Source organism: Pandoraea vervacti, assembly GCF_000934605.2.
GTDB lineage: Bacteria > Pseudomonadota > Gammaproteobacteria > Burkholderiales > Burkholderiaceae > Pandoraea > Pandoraea vervacti.
Genome location: NZ_CP010897.2, coordinates 4345506 through 4364708, shown reverse-complemented (window position 1 = coordinate 4364708; position 19203 = coordinate 4345506). Strand labels below are relative to the sequence as shown.

Sequence of the window (19203 nt, the reverse complement as noted above, 5' to 3'; positions counted from 1 at the left end):
CCGTACCGGAAACACAATGCCCGCAGGGCGCGGGCATGGCGTCGAGACATGAGGCGGGGCGCAAGCCCGACAGCGCCATCATGCATTTTGGGGGGGAGTCGACGCCCTCGTATTGTAGCAGGCGCTCACTTACTTTGTGGGCGAGCCTTGCGCGGCGGTGAGCTGTTGGATCAGTTCCCAGACCGATTGCGCGGCGGGGGAGAGTGTCCGGTTCTTGCGGCGTACGAGCATGATGGTGCGCTCGATCCGGGGCATCAGCGGCAGGGCGACGAGCCGCTCGCCCGGAGCCTTCAGGCCCGGCATGGTGGGCAACGCCAGCGCCGGCATGATGCTGATGCCGATGCCTGCCTCGACCATGCGGAAGACGGTGATCGCGTGTCCGACCTCCTGTGCGATCTGACAATACGCGCCATGCTCCGCCAGCGCCCGGTCGATCAATGGGCGGCTGCCGGACGCATAGTCCAGCAGCACGAGTTTCTCGCCGTTGAGTTCTTTCCATGTCACGTGTGCTTGCTTCGCAAAGCGATGTGAGCGGTCGCATACCACGAGAAACGGCTCGACCATGATCGGCTCGCCGACCAGATCATCGGTGCCTTCCGAGGCGACGATCACCCCGAAATCGACCTCACCGTGGCGCACGCTGTCGGTCGCCAGCGTCTGGACCTGGTCGCGCAGCATGAGCGTGATGTCCGGATAACGCGCCGCGCAGGCGGAAATGCACTCGGGCATCAGATTCGCGGAGATCGTCGGGGCGCTGGCGACGCGCACCCGGCCGCGCCGCTCCTCGGCCAGGCCGTGCGTGTCGCGCAGGGCGCTCTCTAATTCGTCGAGCACACGGGCGAGGGTGGCGGAGAGGCTAGCGCCCACTTCGGTGAGCGTGACCTCGCGGGTCGTCCGGTCTACCAGCTTGAGACCGAGTTCTTGCTCTAGCTCCCGGATACAGCGGCTTACCGCCGGCTGCGTCAGTCCAATATCCTCGCCAGCCCGGCTGAAACTGCCGTGCGCGGCCACTGCGAGGAACACTTTGAGCTGCCGGAGCGAGATATTCATGCGTCTTTGGTATGAATAAAATTTTTAAATGAATTTGTATTTTAACTACCCTTGCGCTCTAATACGTAAAAACCCGTAGCGCGAGCGCACACTTCGGGTCACCTTCCTGTCCTGAAATTCGGTAGGTGGCCCCGCTGACGGCCTTGCTGCCGTCGCATTCCCGTGTTCTGGCGGACGGGCTTTGGCATTTTTGGACGCATTCGAGACAGTATTTGAGATAGACGATGGCCAGACCGCGTTTCCTTCCCGACAATTTCACGTTGATGCTCATCGTCACGGTGGTGCTGGCGAGCTTCCTGCCGGCGCACGGCGAGGGCGAAGTGGCCTTCAACCTGCTGACCAACGTAGCGATTGCCGCTTTGTTCTTCCTGCACGGCGCGAAGCTCTCGCGTGAGGCCGTGCTCGCCGGCGCCACGCACTGGCGTTTGCACCTGCTGGTGTTCGCCAGCACGTTCGTCGTCTTCCCGATCGTGGGCGTGGCGCTCAAGCCCGTGCTCTCGTGGATGGTGACTCCCGAGCTGTATCTGGGCATCCTGTTCCTTTGCACACTGCCCGCGACCGTGCAGTCGGCCATCGCATTCACATCGATAGCGCGCGGCAACGTGCCGGCGGCCGTATGCAGTGCTTCGGCGTCGAGCCTGTTCGGCATCTTCATCACACCGGTGCTCGTTGGCCTGATCGTCGTGCATCACGACGGCAACGGCGGGGCTTCGCCGTTCGATTCCATCGGCAACATCATGTTGCAACTGCTGGTGCCGTTCATCGCCGGCCAGCTCTCGCGCAAGGCGATCGGCAAGTGGGTCGAGCGCAATCGCGGACTGCTCAAGGTCGTCGACCAGGGGTCGATTCTCCTCGTGGTCTACACCGCGTTCAGCGAAGCCGTGAACACCGGCCTGTGGCATCAGATTCCGCCGCTGGCGCTGCTTGGCTTGTTGGGATGCTGTGCGGTCATTCTGGCGCTCATGCTCGCGATTACGACGTATTCGGCCCGCTGGCTGGGCTTTTCGCGTGAAGACGAGATCACCATCGTCTTTTGCGGCTCGAAGAAGAGTCTGGCCAGCGGTATCCCGATGGCCAAGGTGCTGTTCGCGACCGGCCCGCTGGGCGCCATCGTGCTGCCGCTCATGCTGTTCCATCAGATGCAACTGATGGTGTGCGCGGTGCTCGCCCAACGCTATGCCAACCGTCAGCGCGCGGCGCAGGGAGCGCAGGCCGGCAAGGGCGCGAAGCTGGCCAAATCCACGCCTGGCAAGGCGGCAACCGATGCCAATCCCGGCAAGTCCGACAGTAAAAGCGCCAATGCCGGCGCGGGGCGCTGAGCGCTCATCCGGTGCGCGTCGGCCCGAGCACTTCGCCCGTCCGGGGTCGTTGTCACACGCCGGTCGTGCGCAAGTGCTAGAATTGCGTTTGTTTCGCTTCTTGACGACCACCCCGGTCCGGCGGCGCCCGACGCATCTGTCACCCGACAGGCCCCTCTCGCGCCAGCCCCGAGCATGGCGCGCAGCGCCCCTTGAATCTTCGCGAGTGAGCTTTGATGCGGAAACCCTTCCGCGTGGCGGCCCCCGTTTTTTTAAAAGAGATGTCCCTTCATCATGGCTGATGTAAATGCTGTTCCGACCCCCGGCTTCGATAGCTTTGGGCTGCATGCGGACATCTTGCGCGCCATTGCCGAGCAGGGCTACACCCAGCCGACGCCGATTCAGGCACAGGCCATTCCGGTCGTGCTGTCCGGTCGCGATGTCATGGGTGCCGCGCAAACGGGGACCGGCAAGACCGCCAGCTTCTCGCTGCCGATCATTCAGCGCCTGCTGCCCGACGCCAATACGAGTGCATCGCCCGCGCGCCACCCGGTGCGTGCGCTGATCCTCACGCCGACGCGCGAACTCGCCGACCAGGTTGCCGACAACGTGCGTCTGTATGCGACCCACACGCCGCTGCGCAACACGGTGGTGTTCGGGGGCGTCGACATGAATCCGCAGAAGGATGCCCTGCGACGCGGCGTCGAGATTCTCATCGCCACGCCGGGTCGTCTGCTCGATCACGTCGAGCAGAAGACGGTGAACCTGAGCCAGGTCAAGATGCTGGTGCTCGACGAAGCCGACCGCATGCTGGACATGGGCTTCCTGCCCGATCTTCAGAGAATTCTGAATCTGCTGCCCAAGCAGCGTCAGACGCTGCTGTTCTCGGCAACGTTTTCGAACGAAATCAAGAAGCTCGCATCGAGCTACCTCACGAACCCGGTCACGATCGAAGTGGCGCGTCGCAATGCGACGGCCGATACGGTCGAGCAGGTCGTCTACGAAGTGGATGAAGACGACAAGCGTGCTGCCGTGGTCCAGATTCTTAACGAGCGCGATCTCAAGCAGGTCATCGTGTTCGTCAACAGCAAGATTGGTGCTAGCCGTCTGGCACGCCAGTTGGAGCGCGACGGTGTCGTGACGGCCGCCATTCACGGCGACAAGTCGCAGAACGAGCGCATGCAGGCGCTTGAAGCGTTCAAGCAAGGCAACATTCGCGCGCTGGTCGCGACCGATGTGGCCGCGCGCGGCCTCGATATTTCGGATTTGCCCGGCGTGATCAACTACGATCTGCCGTACAACGCCGAAGACTATGTGCACCGTATCGGCCGCACGGGCCGTGCCGGCGCGTCGGGGGTTGCCCTGTCGCTGTGCGCGCCCGACGAGCGCAAGCAACTCGTGGAAATCGAGAAGCTGATCAAGCGCGAACTCAAGCGTGGCCAAATGGCGCTGGAGCGTCGTAGCCGTTCGCGCGACGATCGGGGCGATCGCTATGAGCGCGGCGACCGTGCCGAGCGCGGTGAGCGTAGCGAGCGCCATGGCCGTTCTGACGGTCTGCGCGTCGGTCGCAGCGGCGGCGCTTCCATGCCGCGTCGCGTGCGCCCGGAGGACGAGTTCTTCTACAAGCCGTACGAGCCGTCGCCGACGGCGAGCGAGTCGCAGCGCGACACACGTGCGTCGCTCGACGCCGGAGTGCCCGGCGCTTTTGGCGCGCCATCCGAGAAGGCGCCGAAGCGTCAGGTTGCCGCCTTGCTCGCAGGCTTTCCCCGCAAGGCCGGCTGAGGTCGGTTGAGGTCGGAGCGAAGTCGCGATAGCGCCACGTCGGATCGACGAAGTCAGACCGACGGAGTCAAACCGACGAGGTCAAACCGACGAGGTCAAACCGACGAGGTCAAACCGACGAGGTCAAACCGACGAAGTCAGGTCGACGAAAGAAGAAGCCAGCGTTTTGACGCTGGCTTTTTTGTCGTTCGTGCCAAGGAAGTCGTGGCGCGTTCAGCGTCCGAAACGTTCACGCCACGCTTGCGTGGCGGCGGCGTAAAAGTCGTCGCGATGGGCGATATCGCGTAGCGCCCCCGGTAATCCGAGATGGGAAGCCGCGTCCTTGAGCGCGGTGAGGACTGCCGCCGGCGTGTCCAGCGACAAGGGCGCGGCGCCATTTTGCTTGCTGAGCTTCTCACCGTCGTCTGCCGTGACCAGCGGCACATGCAGGTAACGCGGCGTCGGTGCGCCGAGACAGGCCTGGAGATAAATCTGGCGTGCTGTCGAGTCGAGCAGATCGGCGCCGCGCACGATGTCAGTGATGTCCTGTAACTGATCGTCAACGACGACCGCCAACTGATACGCCCACTGCCCGTCTGCCCGCTTGAGCACGAAATCGCCGACTTCCGTGGCCAGATCTTGCGATTGCGGCCCCATCCAGCGATCTTCGAAATGCATCAGCGCGGCGTCGCCGTCGGGCACCCGCAGACGCCAGGCGCGCGCAGTCTTGCCGTGCAGGCCATCGCGACAGGTTCCTGGATAAGCGAGCGTGCTGTGACGTGCATGGACTCGCGTGAGTGAGTCGGCGATTTCGCGACGCGTGCATCCACACGGATAGACGAGCCCGTGCGCCGTGAGCGAGGCGAGTGCGTGCTCATAGCGCGCGTGACGTTGGCTTTGCCAGACGACCGCTTCGTCGGAATGCAGGCCGAGCCGGGAAAGCGTGGCGAGAATGTCATCGGCGGCATCTGCCACGCAACGAGGTTCGTCGAGATCTTCCATGCGCACGATCCACACGCCGTCGTGCGCGCGCGCGTCCAGCCAACTGGCCAGCGCAGTGACGAGCGAGCCGCGATGCAGCGGCCCGGTCGGAGACGGCGCAAAGCGCCCACGATAGCGGCGTGCGAGTGACTGGGCTTCGCCACGCGATGCGCAAGGCGAACGGTCACTGCCTTGCCCGGTGGCCCGTTCCACCTGCGCTCAGGCCGCAGGCGTTGCGCTCACGTCATGCGAGACGGCCGCCGCCTGAGCGCCCCCTGCGCATGCCGGGCATTGCTTGCCTTCGATGTAGTCGGGACTGCGCTGTTCCTCGGCCGTCACGACAGCGCGGCACGCGAAGCACTGTCGGGTCGCCGACGGCGCCAGTTCGGGCGTGAGCGCGGTACGGTAGTCGAACACGAAGCAGTCGCCCTGATAGTGTGCGCCGCCCACGTCCTCGAAGTACTTGAGAATGCCGCCGTCGAGCTGATACGTATGTTCGAGCCCGATGTCGCGCATATAGATCGCCGCCTTCTCGCAACGAATGCCGCCCGTGCAGAACGACACAATGGTCTTGCCCTCGAAGTCTGCGCGATGTGCGGCGATGACGTCAGGGAATTCCGAGAATTTCGTAAGACGGTAGTCGATCGCGTTGTCGAACGTGCCCACATCGACTTCGAAGTCGTTGCGCGTGTCGAGCATCACGACCGGCCGACCTTCGTCGTCCTGCCCGGCATCGAGCCAGCGTTTGAGCGTGGCGGGGTCGACCCCCGGCGCGCGCCCGTCCGCCGGCTTGATGACCGGCATCTTCATCGTGATGATTTCTTTTTTCTGACGCACGAGCATGCGGCGGAACGGCTGGTCGTCCGAGAGGCTTTCCTTGACTTCGAGGTCGGCGAACCGGACATCGGCGCGCAGGCCGTGCAGAAAGCCGTCGATGGCCTCGCGCGAGCCTGCCAGAAACAGGTTGATGCCTTCCGGCGCGAGCAGGATGGTGCCCTTCAGGTCGAGCGCCTGGCAGCGTTCGAGCAGGGCCGGACGCAGGGTCGCGATGTCGTCGAGCGTGACGAACTTGTACGCAGCGATATTGACGATGGACATGGCAACGGGATTTCGCAAAAGCGTGAAGCAATAAACCGCCATTATCGCCGATTCGGTACAAGTTCGTGCTTGATTCAGGACAAAGTCGACCGAATGCGCCTATCGCGCCGCGTCCATCGTGCCGCTGCTGGCGCGTCGTTCATTGCGCTTCGATCATCGTGCTCCGCTCATCGCGCATACACGCTGAGCCGCGGGCTCAGCCTGGCGGCGTACCCGAGATCGCGCAACGCCCCCATGACTTGGCTCAGGTCGTCCAGGCTGGCGGCCGTCAACGGCTCACGCTGGCCGGGCACGAAGAATATCGGGGCGTCGGCAATCGAGAAGCCGGCAGAGAACGGGTTGCCATTCTCCGCGTTGTGCCAGAAGAGCTTGCCACCCTGGTAACCGTCCTGAGTCACGGCGGCGTTCAGCGCATCGACAACGGTGCGGTGAAATAACGGAATGTTGCCCATATTGGGGTCCTCAGGCCGCATTGCGTCGGCAGCAATGGCTTTCAGATACTGCGTCGCGAGATTGCGAGAGGGAGACTTCGGCCCGGCCACGACGTGCGGTTGCACGGGCATCGGCGCCTGATCGACATCACGCTGCCAGCGCGGGAACAGGCAGAACAGATCGTAGTCGGCGGTGATCGGCAGTGCGCTGGCCTGCCGTGTCTTGTCCTTGGCGAAGCCGTCGGGCAGTTCCGGGGGATTGGTCAGAACCTTGACGGGGCGGGCGCCAGCGTCGAGGACGTCAAACACCTCGACCCTATTCGATCCGGCGGGTTGCCGCGACGGTGCGAGCGAGAAAGCGAGCCGTCCGACGGGGAAATCGGCGGTGTAGTGCGTACCGCCGGTATGCGTCATGGCCCCCAGGGAGATCAACTCCGTCACCCGGTCAGGGCTGAGCCGCAGGTCGACGGCTTTGGCGCCCGCCTTCAGCGCGCTGGCGACGGATCTTGCCTGCTTTTCCCACTGCCGGACATCGACCTTGGCGTACCTCGGCTCGATAGGCACGAAACCGGCGGTCGGTCCCCTGTCGCTCGATTTCGCCTTGACGTGAAAGTTCTTGGTCGGAAAATCGTCGCGCAGCAGCGACTGGCCGAGTGCGTTCGGACGGCGCAAGCCGATCACGACCTTGTAAAGGTTGGCCACGCGCTGAATGGATTCGCTGAACAGCGGCATCGACGTGACATGGCGGTGAGCGGCCAACGTTCCGACCGCCTTGGCCGCGCTCGCCCTGGCAACGCCCGCTGCCTGACTTGCGTCATTCCTTTCGGACACCGGTCGCAACGTCGCATGAGGCGCACGGATATTGCTGGCATGGACCACGGTGCGGCGCAGGCTGTCGAGCGCAGGATTGCCGACGCGACATGCGTCCGGTTCGACGTCGTTATGGATGTCGTTATTGATGTCGCTATTGATGTCGTTATTGATGTGGTTACCGCTGGCGTCGCCGTCTCCGCTATCGATGCTGTGGTCGCTGTCGTAGCCCGAATCGACACGCACACGTGGCGCGTTGGCGGCCGGTTTGTTGGCCCAGTCGGCCGTTGATTCCTTCGTCGATTTGTCCTCGTGCGCCGGTGAAACCTCGGTTGAGGCGTCCGGCAATGCTCGTGGATGGGACGACGACCCGGCGGGCGTGGTGTGGGCCGCGTTCGGCAACGTCGTCGGCATGGACGTCCGGTGAGGAGATAACTGCATGTCTGGCCCCGTATATGAATTGGCATGATCTGGCCGGTCTGCCGCGTCGGGTGTGAGCGGTGCGTCGGCGTTTTCGACTGGCGCGAAAGTCTGCGCGAGCGCGAGTGAGGGCGATTCCCGGATTCGCTCATGCACAGGCGCCGCACCGACCCGGGGCGGCGTGCGGGCAACGAGAAGGCCATCAATCCGGGGAGGCCGCGTTACAATACGGCCCATGTCAGAACCTCGCTTCGTCCACCTCCGTCTCCACTCCGAATACTCGATCGCCGATGGCATCGTGCGGCTCGACGACGTCGTCAAGGCCGCCGCCAAGGATGGTCAGGGCGCGCTCGCGCTTACCGACCTGGCGAACATGTTCGGGGCCATCCGTTTCTACAAGGAAGCTCGCGGCAAGGGCGTCAAGCCGATCATCGGTTGCGACGCCTGGATCACGAATCCCGCCGATCGCGACAAGCCCTCGCGATTGCTGCTGCTCGCGCGCGACCGGGAAGGCTATCTGAACCTGTGTCAGTTGCTCTCGAAGGCATGGCTGACCAATCAGTACCGTGGTCGGGCGGAGATCGAGTCGTCGTGGCTCGCCGCTGACGGTCTCGCACGCGGCCTGCTCGCGCTGTCCGGCGCGCAGATGGGCGACGTGGGGGCGGCGTTGGCCGCCGGCAACCCCGATCTGGCGTTGCAATGCGCGAAACACTGGGCGAGCGTGTTCCCCGGTGCGTTCTACATCGAGCTGCAACGCACCGGCCAGCAGGGCATGGAATCGTATGTCCAGCAGGCGGTGCAGTTGGCGGCAAAGGCCGGTCTGCCGGTCGTCGCCACGCATCCGATCCAGTTCATGACGGCCGACGATTTCACCGCGCACGAAGCGCGTGTGTGTATTTCGGAAGGCGAGATGCTCGGCAACGCCCGGCGCGTGCGCCGCTTCACGCAGGACCAGAGCTTCCGCACGCAGGACGACATGATCGCCGCGTTCGAAGACGTGCCGTCCGCCATTGCCAACACCGTCGAAATTGCCAAGCGCTGCAATCTGACGCTCGAACTCGGCAAGCCGAAGCTGCCGTTGTTCCCGACACCGGACGGCATGTCGCTCGACGACTACCTCGTGCAGTTGTCCAAGGAGGGACTGGAGACGCGCCTCGCGCTGCTGTTCCCGGACGAAGCCGAGCGCGACAAGCAGCGGCCCGAGTATTACAAGCGTCTGGACTTCGAGACCGGCACGATCATCAAGATGGGCTTCCCCGGCTACTTCCTGATCGTGGCCGACTTCATTCAGTGGGCAAAGAACAATGGCGTGCCGGTCGGTCCGGGCCGCGGCTCGGGCGCCGGTTCGCTCGTTGCGTACGCACTGGGCATTACCGACCTCGACCCGCTCAAGTACAACCTGCTGTTCGAGCGCTTCCTGAATCCGGAACGCGTCTCGATGCCCGACTTCGACATCGACTTCTGTCAGGACGGTCGCGATCGCGTCATTCAGTACGTGAAGGACAAATACGGCGCGGACGCCGTCTCGCAGATCGCCACCTTCGGCTCGATGGCGGCGAAGGCGGCCGTGCGCGACGTGGGGCGTGTGCTTGACCTCGGCTACAACTTTGTCGACGGCATCTCCAAGCTGATTCCGTTCAAGCCGGGCAAGCACGTCACTATCGAGGACGCCCTCAAGGAAGAGCCACAGCTCGCCGAGCGCTACCAGACGGAAGACGAAGTCAAGCAGCTCATCGAGCTGGCGCAGCGCGTGGAAGGGCTCACGCGTAACGTCGGCATGCACGCGGGGGGCGTGCTGATCGCCCCGGGCAAGCTCACCGACTTCTGCCCGCTCTACACGCAAGGCAGCGGCGAAGACGCCAGCGGCGTGGTGAGCCAGTACGACAAGGACGACGTGGAAGCGGTCGGCCTCGTGAAGTTCGACTTTCTTGGCCTGACGACCCTCACGATCCTGAATTGGGCCGAGCGCTACATCAAGCGCCTGCACCCGGAGATGGCGGACTGGTCGCTCGATCAGGTCTCGCTCACCGATCCGGCAGCGTTCAGCATTCTGAAGAAGGCCAACACGGTTGCGGTGTTCCAGCTGGAAAGCCGAGGCATGCAGGGCATGCTCAAAGATGCCCAGCCCGACCGCTTCGAGGACATCATCGCGCTGGTGGCGTTGTATCGTCCGGGCCCGATGGACCTGATTCCGAGTTTCTGCGCGCGCAAGCACGGCCGCGAAAAGACCGAATACCCGGATCCGCGCGTCGAGCCGGTGCTCCAGGAGACCTACGGCATCATGGTCTACCAGGAGCAGGTGATGCAGATGGCGCAGATCATCGGCGGTTATTCGCTCGGCGGCGCCGACTTGCTGCGTCGTGCGATGGGTAAGAAGAAGGCCGAGGAAATGGCCGAGCACCGGGAGATTTTCGCCAAGGGTGCTGCCGAGAATGGACTCACGCGCGAAAAGTCGGACGAAATCTTCGACTTGATGGAAAAGTTCGCGGGCTACGGCTTCAACAAGTCGCACGCCGCCGCGTACGCGCTGCTCGCCTACTACACCGCATGGCTCAAGGCGCACCATCCCGCCGAATTCATGGCCGCCAACATGAGCTTGGCCATGGACGACACGGACAAGGTCAAGATTCTCTACGAAGATTGTCTGTCGCCGGCCAACGGACTGGGCGTGCTGCCGCCGGACGTCAATGTCTCCGCCTATCGGTTCGAGCCGGCGGACTCGAAGACGGTGCGCTATGGCCTGGGCGCGATCAAGGGCAGCGGCCAGTCGGCCATCGAGGAAATCCTTCGCGCCCGTGAGGACAAGCCCTTCACCGATCTGTTCGACTTCTGCGCGCGTATCGACCGTCGCGTGGTGAATCGCCGCACGATCGAAGCACTGATTCGTGCCGGCGCGTTCGACTCCATTCACGAGAACCGGGCGCAGTTGATGGCGTCCGTGCCGATGGCGATGGAAGCCGCCGATCAGGCGAGCGCCGCCGCCAATCAGGTCAGCCTGTTCGACCTTGGCGATGAAAGTCTGCAAGCGCCGCTCGAACTGGCGGACGTGCCGGCGTGGACCGACAAGCGCAAGTTGCAGGAAGAGAAGCAGGCGCTCGGCTTCTACCTGTCGGGCCACATGTTCGATTCGTACGCGGAAGAAGTTCGTCGCTTCGTACGCACGCGAATTCGCGACCTGTCCGAAGGTCGCGACCGGCTCGTGGCCGGTGTGATCTCCAGCATGCGCACCATGATGACGCAGCGCGGGAAGATGCTGATCGTGCAGTTGGACGACGGCACGGGCACGCTCGAAGTGACGATCTTCAACGAACAGTTCGAAGCGAACAAGCATCTGTTCAAGGAAGACGAACTCCTGATCGTGCACGGCAACGCGCGCCCCGACAGTTTTACGGGCGGGCTGCGCTTCACCGTGGAGAGCCTGATGGATCTCGGCCGGGCGCGGGCGCGATATGCGCGGGCGCTCAAGCTGTCGTTCAATGGCAACGCCGACTGGAATCGTCTGCGCGCCACGCTTCAGCCGCACTGCACGATGTACCGTGTCGCAGCGACGGCCGGGGCGGGTGGCGGCGGCTTTAATGGTGGCGGTGGCGGTGGCGGCAATGGCAGCGGCGGTTTCGGTCGACGCAATGGCAATGGCGATGGCGACGCAGACAAGCAGACCGGCTTGCCCGTGCACATCGTGTATCGCCGCCCCGACGCCGAGTGCGAGTCCCGTCTTGGCGACGACTGGAAGGTCCAGCCCGGCGATGAATTGCTCGGCGAGCTTCGCCAGTGGCTCACGACCGACTCGGTGCAGGTCATCTACTGATGCATTGGGGCATTGGGGCATGGGGGCTTGGGGGCGTTGGCCCGCCGGGTGCAGGCGATGACGCCGTTCGCCCTCGGCACTCTACCGTTCGCCGCCCGCCGTACACGGCACGAAGCTCGACGTTCGACACACTAAGGAATTCCGGATGTTCTCCATCATCGTTCCGACCTGGAACAACCTCGCCTTGCTGCAACTTTGTGTGCGCAGCATTCGCCAGAATTCGCGCCATGCCCACCAGATCATCGTGCATGTCAACGATGGGTCGGACGGCTCGCTCGACTGGGTCAGGGCCGAGGGCATCGAGCATACGGCGTCGCCCGACAACATCGGTATCTGCTACGCGGTGAATCAGGCGGCGGCGCTCGCGCGCGAGAAGTACATCGTTTATCTCAATGACGACATGTACTGTTGCCCCGGCTGGGACACGGCGCTGCTCGAACGCGCCGAGGCCCAGCCCGACAAGGCGTTCATGCTCTCGGGCACGATGATCGAGCCGGTCGACACGGGGAACCCGTGCGTGCTGGTGCATGACTTCGGGCGAGACGTGGACAAGTTCGACGAGGCAGGACTCCTTGCTGCGGTGCCGACCTACAACAAACCCGACTGGTTCGGTGCGACCTGGCCGCCGACGCTCGTGCACCGCGACTGGTGGTTCCTCGTTGGCGGCTACAGCACTGAACTGAGCCCGGGCATGAGCAGCGACAACGACTTCTCGATGAAGATGTGGGCGGCAGGCGCGCGACGCTTCGTCGGCGTTGGTGCGAGCCTTGTCTATCACTTCCAGTGCAAGAGCACGGGCAAGGTCGTGAAGAACGACGGGCGCACGCAGTTCCTGCGCAAGTGGGGTATGACGCAGTCGATTTTCGACCGCTACTACCTGCGTCGCGGCTCAGCGGTGCCGGCGGGCAGCGATGGCCGTCTGGCCGAACCGGTCGAAGACAGCAAGCTGCGCTGGCAGTTGTTCCGCTCGCGCATCAAGCGCGCGCTGGCCAAGTAGGGCAGTGCGTCGGTTGACTGACGCTCGATGAAGAACGGACGCCTATGGCGTCCGTTTTCGCATTTGCCGCCCGTGTGCGGAGGCTCCCGTGACCTTCCTCAGACGTCGCCACGCCGCAGCAACGCGTATTTGAGAAAGGCACTTCGGGCATTCATGTGAGCGATGGCCGCGCCGGTCGTGCCGTCGAGAAAGCCGCGTCGCAGCACATAGGTGCGAACGAACGCCCATCCGCCGTTGATCCACGGTTTGAGCGGCGACACCCGTTTGCCCCGCAACGCCATTTCTTTTGCACCGGCACGCGCATACCGCTGCACCTTGTCCTCGACCTGACGCGCTTCGGTATAGCTGTAATGCAGCAGATGGTGGGCGAGCGTGCCGATCTCGCCGTCGACGATCACGCGCTCATGCACGAGATTGTCGGAGAAGCGTCCGGCTTCCCGACGAAAGAGCCGCAGTACGTAATCCGGGTACCACCCGCAATGCCTCACCCAATGGCCGAGAAACTGCGACAGACGCGGCATGCGATAGCCCGTGTGTGTCCCCTGCGCGATGGCAGCGGCAATGTCGGCGGCCAGCGCCGGGGTCACGCGTTCATCGGCGTCGAGCGAGAGTACCCAGGGCTGCGTGGCATGCGACAGGGCGCGATTCTTCTGCGGGCCGAAGCCGGGCCAGTCGGGCGTGATGTGCACTTCAGCCCCTTGTGCGCGTGCGATGTCCGCCGTGCCGTCCGTACTCGCGTTGTCGAGCACCACGATCTGCGTGGCGATCGCGTTGACCGAGGCAATGCAGTCGGCAATGTTGTGGCGTTCGTTGCGCGTGAGAATCGTGACGGTCAGCGGCAGGCGTGGCATGAGCGGGCGAGGTATAAGCGGGCGAAGTATGAGCGGGCGTGAGTCAGTGTGCAATGGGCGTCAGGCAGATCACGCATTGAGCAGTTCGACGAGCGCTTCGCCATAGCGCTCGATCTTCGCTTCGCCCAGACCGGTGATATCCACCAGCCCCTCACGGTGGCGAGGACGGCGCTGCGCAAGCTCCCGTAACGTGCGGTCATGCAGGATAACGTAGGCCGGCACCGCTTGCGTCTTGGCCATGTCCTGGCGCCACGCGCGAAGCTTTTCGAACAACTGCTGGTCGGCAACGTCCAGTTCGATGGCCGGTGTCGACGCGTATCCAGCAAAGCGGCTCTTCTTGCCGGCGGTCGGCCGCTGTTGGCGGCGCAGCGACACCGTAGTTTCCCCCTTGAGTACGGGACGTGCTGCGGCATTGAGCGTGAGCGCGCCGTACTGGCTGCTGTCCGGCTCGATGATGCCGTGGGCGATCAGTTGACGAAACACCGCCCGCCAGCCCTGATCGTCCATTTCGCCGCCCACGCCGAAGGTCGGCAGGCTCTCGTGCCCGAACTGACGGATCTTGTCGGTGCTGCGCCCGCGCAGCAAGTCGACGAGATGCCCGGCACCGAAGCGCTGACCGGTGCGCAGAATGGCCGAGAGCGCCTTCTGCGCCGCGATGGTGCCATCGAAGACTTCCGGCGGATTGAGACACACGTCGCAGTTGCCGCACGGCTCGCTGGCTTCGCCGAAGTACGACAGCAGCACCGTGCGGCGGCAACGCGCGGCTTCACAATAGCCGAGCAACGCGTCGAGCTTCTGGCGTTCAATACGCTTTTGCAACTCGGACGCGTTCGATTCGTCGATGCGGCTGCGGTGCACCACGACGTCGTTCAGGCCATAGGTCATCCAGGCTTCGGCAGGCTCCCCGTCGCGTCCGGCGCGCCCCGTCTCCTGATAATAGGCTTCAAGACTCTTGGGCAGGTCGAGGTGGGCAACGAAGCGCACATCCGGCTTGTCGATGCCCATGCCGAAGGCGACGGTCGCCGCCATAACCAGGCCTTCCTCGCGCAGGAAGCGCTGCTGGTGCGTGCGACGCACCTCCGCGTCCAGCCCGGCGTGATAAGGCAACGCCGGAATCCCCTGCGTTTCGAGCCAGGCAGCGGTCTCTTCCACTTTCTTGCGCGACAGGCAGTACACGATGCCGGCCTCGCCGCGATGCCGCGCCAGGAACGCCAGCAATTGCTTGCGCGGGTTGTCCCGGTCGACGATTTCGTAACGGATATTGGGCCGGTCGAAGCTCGAGACGAACAGACGCGCTTCGGTCAGGCCCAGACGCGTCTGGATTTCCTCGCGCGTGGCAGTGTCGGCCGTCGCCGTGAGCGCGATGCGGGGCACCCGCGGGTAGCGCTCATGCAGCGCGGACAGCTGAATATATTCCGGACGGAAGTCGTGCCCCCATTGCGACACGCAGTGGGCTTCGTCGATGGCAAAGAGCGCCAGCTGAGCCCGCTCGTCGAGCCGATCCAGGAGGTTGAGGAAGCGCTCGGTCAGCAGTCGTTCGGGCGCGACATACAGCAGGTCGAGTTCGCCACGCGAGGCGCGACGCTCGATGTCGAGCGCTTCGTCGAAGGCGAGGCTCGAATTCAGATAGGCGGCGCGCACCCCGGCCTGAAGCAGGGCATCGACCTGATCCTGCATGAGTGCGATGAGCGGGGAGACGACAATGCCGATGCCCGGGCGCAACAGCGCGGGAATCTGGTAGCACAGTGACTTGCCGCCGCCCGTGGGCATGAGCACGAGTGCATCGCCCCCGTCGGCCACATGGTCGACGATGGCGGCCTGATCGCCACGGAATGCGTTATAGCCGAATACGGTACGGAGAACTTCGAGTGCGCTTGCCATGCGCCGGAGTATACCGGTTCCACCCTGCATTCGGCGCGCTGCGGGCCCCCGATGTCGGGCATCGTGGGGGGATCATGGAGATTTTGCGGTGGCGTCCGAGTCCGGTTCGGACACGTCCCGGCGGGAGCGCGCGGTACGTTAGAATAGCGGTTTTCCTGCCGTCCCCGACTTACATGAGCGCACCGCACAAGCCCGCCGGACCGATTCTGCGACGTCTGCTGGGCTATCTCCAGCCGTATTGGCACATGGGCCTGCTGGCCGTTCTCGCCATGGCGCTGGTCGCGGGGACCGAAGCCGCGATTCCGGCAGTCTTGAAGCCGGTGCTGGATAAAGGATTCTCCGGCGGCGATCCGTGGAAGCTCTGGTATGTGCCGGCGGCCGTGATCGGGCTGGCCGTGATTCGGGGGCTGGCGCAGTATTCGGCCAACTACATGCTGTCGTGGGTCTCGAACCGCGTGTTGCTCGATCTGCGTGTGCGCATGTTCGAGCGTTTGCTCCATGCTCCGGCGTCGTACTACCAGCGCGAGACGACCAGTACGCTGATCAATGCGATCGTCTACGAGGTCAATCAGGTGCTCGGCGTGCTGACCACCGTGCTCATCACGCTCGTGCGCGATTCGCTGACCGTCATCGGCCTGCTGGGCTATCTGTTCTATCTGAACTGGCGCCTCACGCTCGTCGTGGCCGTCATTCTGCCGTTCATCGGCTGGCTGGTCGGCAAGATCAATCGCCGCCTGCGCCGTCTGAACCGCGAGCAGCAGACGCTGACCAATGCGCTGTCCTACGTGGTCGAAGAGGCGGTCGGCGGCTATAAGGTCGTGAAGATCCACAACGGCGAAGCGTACGAAAAGTCCCGCTTCGACAAGATGACCAGCACGCTGCGCGGTTATGCCATGCGCGTGACGGTCTCGGGCGGTCTGGCACAACCGGTCACGCAGGCGCTGGCCTCGCTGGCGCTGGCGATCGTCATCACGGTGGCGATGATCGAATCGTCGTCCGGCGAGATGACCGTGGGCGGATTCACCGCTTTCGTCACCGCACTGCTGCTCGTCGTGTCGCCACTCAAGCATCTGATGGACGTGAACCAGCCGCTGCAACGCGGCGTGACGGCCGCCGAGCTGATCTTCGAAGTCATGGACGTGGAGGTCGAGCCGAGCGGTGGCGAACGCACGCTCGATCGCGCTAAGGGCCGTGTAACGTTCGATCACGTGAGTTTTCACTACGGCGCGAGCGAGCGCCCGACGCTGGACAATATTTCGCTGGACGTCGCGCCGGGTGAGATGGTCGCACTGGTCGGCCCTTCGGGCAGCGGCAAGACGACGATGGTCAATCTCGTGCCGCGCTTCTTCGACCCCACGGGCGGCCGTATTCTGCTCGACGGTATTGCGCTGACCGACCTGCGGCTGGCCGATCTGCGCCGTCAGATCGCGTTCGTGAGCCAGGATGTCGTGTTGTTCAACGACACCATCGCGGCGAACGTCGCTTACGGTCAGGAAGTCGATGCCGAGCGCGTGCAGGCCGCATTGCGCGCCGCCAACCTGGCCGACGCCGTCGCCTCGATGCCCGACGGCGTGAACACGATGGTGGGCGACAACGGCATGCGGCTGTCGGGTGGACAGCGCCAGCGTCTGGCGATCGCCCGCGCCATCTACAAGGACGCGCCGATTCTGATTCTGGACGAAGCGACGTCGGCACTGGATTCCGAGTCGGAGCGTCACGTGCAGGCGGCACTCGAGGTGCTGATGGAAGGCCGCACCACGCTGGTGATCGCGCATCGCTTGTCGACCATCGAGCGCGCGGACCGCATCGTGGTGCTGGAGCAGGGGCGTATCGTGGAGCAGGGCTCGCACCAGGAACTCGTGGCGCATAATGGCCTTTACGCCCATCTGCACCGCATCCAGTATGCGCAGCAGCAGGAAGCCTGACGTTTTGTCATTGCGACGTTTCGACAGGCCGATGGTGTGCCGGGCAGGGCGACGCACATGCACGGTGACGCCGAGCCCCGCATCCGACCGTGCGCAATGAGACCCATGAGGCTCATGATGCCCATGAAGCCCATGAAGCCAAGCCCATGAAGCCGATGAGACCGAGGAGATCACGATGAGCCAGCCGCCGATCAGCCGTTTTCCCGTGCCGGACCTTGCCTCGCTGCCGGCGGATATCCGCGCGCGTATCGACGAGGTTCATGAAAAGGCTGGCTTCATCCCGAACGTTTTTCTGACGCTGGCCCATCGCCCGGACGAATTCCGCGCGTTTTTCGCCTATCACGATGCGCTGATGCTCAAGGAAGGCAACTTGAGCAAGGGCGAGCGCGAGATGATCGTGGTGGCGACCAGCGCCGTGAACCAGTGCCTCTATTGCGTGGTGGCGCACGGGGCGCTGGTGCGCATTTACGAGAAGCAGCCGCTGCTGGCCGATCAGGTGGCTGTCAACTATCTGAAGGCGGACCTGACCGATCGCCAGAAGGCGATTCTGGCGTATGCGCTCAAGGTCTGCGAGCGTTCGCAGGACGTGAGCGACGACGATTACGCCACCCTGCGCCGCCACGGTCTGCATGACGAGGACATCTGGGACATCGCCGCGATCACGGCGTTTTTCGGTATGTCCAACCGCATCGCGAACGCGATTTCGATGCGGCCGAACGACGAATTTTTCCTGATGGGACGTGTGCCGCGCAAGTAAGGCCGCTCCCCCACTCATTTTGCATACCCCATGATCTTCGTGACTGGTGGCGCCGGCTTCATCGGCGCAAATTTCGTTCTGGACTGGCTTGCGCAACACGATGAGCCGGTGCTGACCCTCGACAAGCTGACGTACGCGGGCAACCTCGCCAATCTGGCGAGCGTGGAGCACGACGCACGTCACCGTTTCGCGCAGGTCGACATCTGCGACCGGGCGGCGCTCGATCGTTTGTATGCGGAGCATCGTCCGCGCGCAGTGCTGCACTTCGCGGCGGAGAGTCACGTCGACCGCTCCATTCACGGGCCGGGCGATTTCGTGCAGACGAACGTCGTCGGCACGTTCACGATGCTCGAAGCCGCGCGCGCGTACTGGAGCGCGCTCGAGGGCGACGCACGTGAGAGCTTCCGCTTTCTGCATGTGTCGACGGACGAAGTCTACGGCTCGCTGAGCCCGACCGATCCCGCGTTCACCGAGACCACGCCTTACGCGCCGAACAGCCCCTATTCGGCGTCCAAGGCGGGCTCCGATCACCTCGTGCGGGCGTATCACCACACGTATGGCCTGCCGGTGCTCACGACCAACTGCTCGAACAACTACGGTCCGTACCAGTTTCCCGAAAAGCTCATTCCGCTGGTCATCGCCAACGCACTGGCCGGCAAGCCGCTGCCGATCTATGGCGACGGCAGCAACGTGCGCGACTGGCTGTACGTCGGCGACCACTGTTCCGCCATCCGCGAAGTGCTGAGCAAGGGCACGCCGGGCGAGGTCTACAACGTGGGCGGCTGGAACGAGCAGAACAATCTGTCGGTCGTGAAGCACCTTTGCCAGTTGCTCGACGAGCTTTCGCCGCGTGCCGACGGCAAGTCATACGCCGATCAGGTGACGTTCGTCACGGACCGCCCCGGCCACGATCGTCGGTACGCCATCGACGCGCGCAAGCTTGAGCGCGAACTGGGCTGGCGTCCGGCGCACACGTTCGAGACCGGCATGCGCAAGACAGTGCAGTGGTATCTCGCCAACGGCGAGTGGGTGCGTCAGGTGCAATCCGGCGAATATCAGCGCTGGATCGAGACGCATTATCGTGAGCAAAGCGATGAGCAAGCCGGTGATCAAGGCGGGGATCAAACTCAAGGAC

12 protein-coding genes and 1 pseudogene are annotated in these 19203 nt (G+C 63.8%); 7 read left to right on the top strand and 6 right to left on the bottom strand.

The window, feature by feature from the left end:
- Nucleotides 1-129 precede the first annotated feature (129 nt).
- Nucleotides 130-1050, bottom strand: a complete 921-nt coding sequence (locus UC34_RS18935; RefSeq protein WP_044456785.1) for a LysR family transcriptional regulator — start codon at nt 1048-1050, stop codon at nt 130-132.
- Nucleotides 1051-1274: 224 nt separating this feature from the next.
- On the opposite strand from UC34_RS18935, the gene UC34_RS18930 reads away from it, so the two are divergent.
- Together UC34_RS18930 and UC34_RS18925 are read left to right on the top strand one after the other, a co-directional pair.
- The gene (locus UC34_RS18930; protein WP_044456784.1) at nt 1275-2369 is read left to right on the top strand and encodes a bile acid:sodium symporter family protein; all 1095 of its coding nucleotides are present in this window, start codon (nt 1275-1277) and stop codon (nt 2367-2369) included.
- Nucleotides 2370-2642: 273 nt separating this feature from the next.
- Nucleotides 2643-4130 carry a DEAD/DEAH box helicase gene (locus UC34_RS18925; RefSeq protein ID WP_044456783.1) on the top strand — a complete coding sequence of 496 codons (1488 nt, stop codon included), beginning with the start codon at nt 2643-2645 and terminating at the stop codon, nt 4128-4130.
- Between the two features lie 213 nt (nt 4131-4343).
- Here UC34_RS18925 and gluQRS read toward each other — a convergent pair whose 3' ends face one another.
- The 3 genes from gluQRS to UC34_RS25215 form a co-directional block, all read right to left on the bottom strand.
- A complete protein-coding gene (gene gluQRS, locus UC34_RS18920) occupies nt 4344-5189 on the bottom strand; it encodes a tRNA glutamyl-Q(34) synthetase GluQRS (protein WP_044458400.1) in 846 nt (281 codons plus the stop codon).
- A 120-nt stretch (nt 5190-5309) separates the two neighbouring features.
- The gene (locus UC34_RS18915) at nt 5310-6188 is read right to left on the bottom strand and encodes a sulfurtransferase (protein WP_044458399.1); all 879 of its coding nucleotides are present in this window, start codon (nt 6186-6188) and stop codon (nt 5310-5312) included.
- A gap of 167 nt (nt 6189-6355) precedes the next feature.
- The gene (locus UC34_RS25215; RefSeq protein ID WP_052811129.1) at nt 6356-7843 is read right to left on the bottom strand and encodes an anthrax toxin-like adenylyl cyclase domain-containing protein; all 1488 of its coding nucleotides are present in this window, start codon (nt 7841-7843) and stop codon (nt 6356-6358) included.
- A gap of 232 nt (nt 7844-8075) precedes the next feature.
- Between UC34_RS25215 and dnaE the strand changes: the two genes are divergently transcribed.
- Both dnaE and UC34_RS18900 read left to right on the top strand, forming a co-directional pair.
- Nucleotides 8076-11657 carry a DNA polymerase III subunit alpha gene (dnaE, locus tag UC34_RS18905; protein WP_044458397.1) on the top strand — a complete coding sequence of 1194 codons (3582 nt, stop codon included), beginning with the start codon at nt 8076-8078 and terminating at the stop codon, nt 11655-11657.
- A 145-nt stretch (nt 11658-11802) separates the two neighbouring features.
- Nucleotides 11803-12654, top strand: coding sequence for a glycosyltransferase family 2 protein (locus UC34_RS18900; protein ID WP_044456782.1), 852 nt, complete (start codon nt 11803-11805; stop codon nt 12652-12654).
- A 98-nt stretch (nt 12655-12752) separates the two neighbouring features.
- Here UC34_RS18900 and UC34_RS18895 read toward each other — a convergent pair whose 3' ends face one another.
- Together UC34_RS18895 and recQ are read right to left on the bottom strand one after the other, a co-directional pair.
- Nucleotides 12753-13505, bottom strand: coding sequence for a glycosyltransferase family 2 protein (locus UC34_RS18895; protein WP_044456781.1), 753 nt, complete (start codon nt 13503-13505; stop codon nt 12753-12755).
- Between the two features lie 69 nt (nt 13506-13574).
- Nucleotides 13575-15386, bottom strand: a complete 1812-nt coding sequence (gene recQ / locus UC34_RS18890; RefSeq protein WP_044456780.1) for a DNA helicase RecQ — start codon at nt 15384-15386, stop codon at nt 13575-13577.
- A gap of 173 nt (nt 15387-15559) precedes the next feature.
- Between recQ and msbA the strand changes: the two genes are divergently transcribed.
- The 3 genes and pseudogenes from msbA to rfbB form a co-directional block, all read left to right on the top strand.
- Nucleotides 15560-17311: a lipid A export permease/ATP-binding protein MsbA gene (msbA, locus tag UC34_RS18885; protein WP_044456779.1), complete on the top strand. Its 1752-nt coding sequence runs from the start codon at nt 15560-15562 to the stop codon at nt 17309-17311.
- Nucleotides 17312-17486: 175 nt separating this feature from the next.
- Complete coding sequence (locus tag UC34_RS18880; protein ID WP_044456778.1) at nt 17487-18068, top strand: peroxidase-related enzyme; 582 nt, start codon at nt 17487-17489, stop codon at nt 18066-18068.
- A 30-nt stretch (nt 18069-18098) separates the two neighbouring features.
- Nucleotides 18099-19160, top strand: a pseudogene (rfbB, locus tag UC34_RS18875) (dTDP-glucose 4,6-dehydratase); the annotation flags it as partial.
- Nucleotides 19161-19203: the final 43 nt, after the last annotated feature.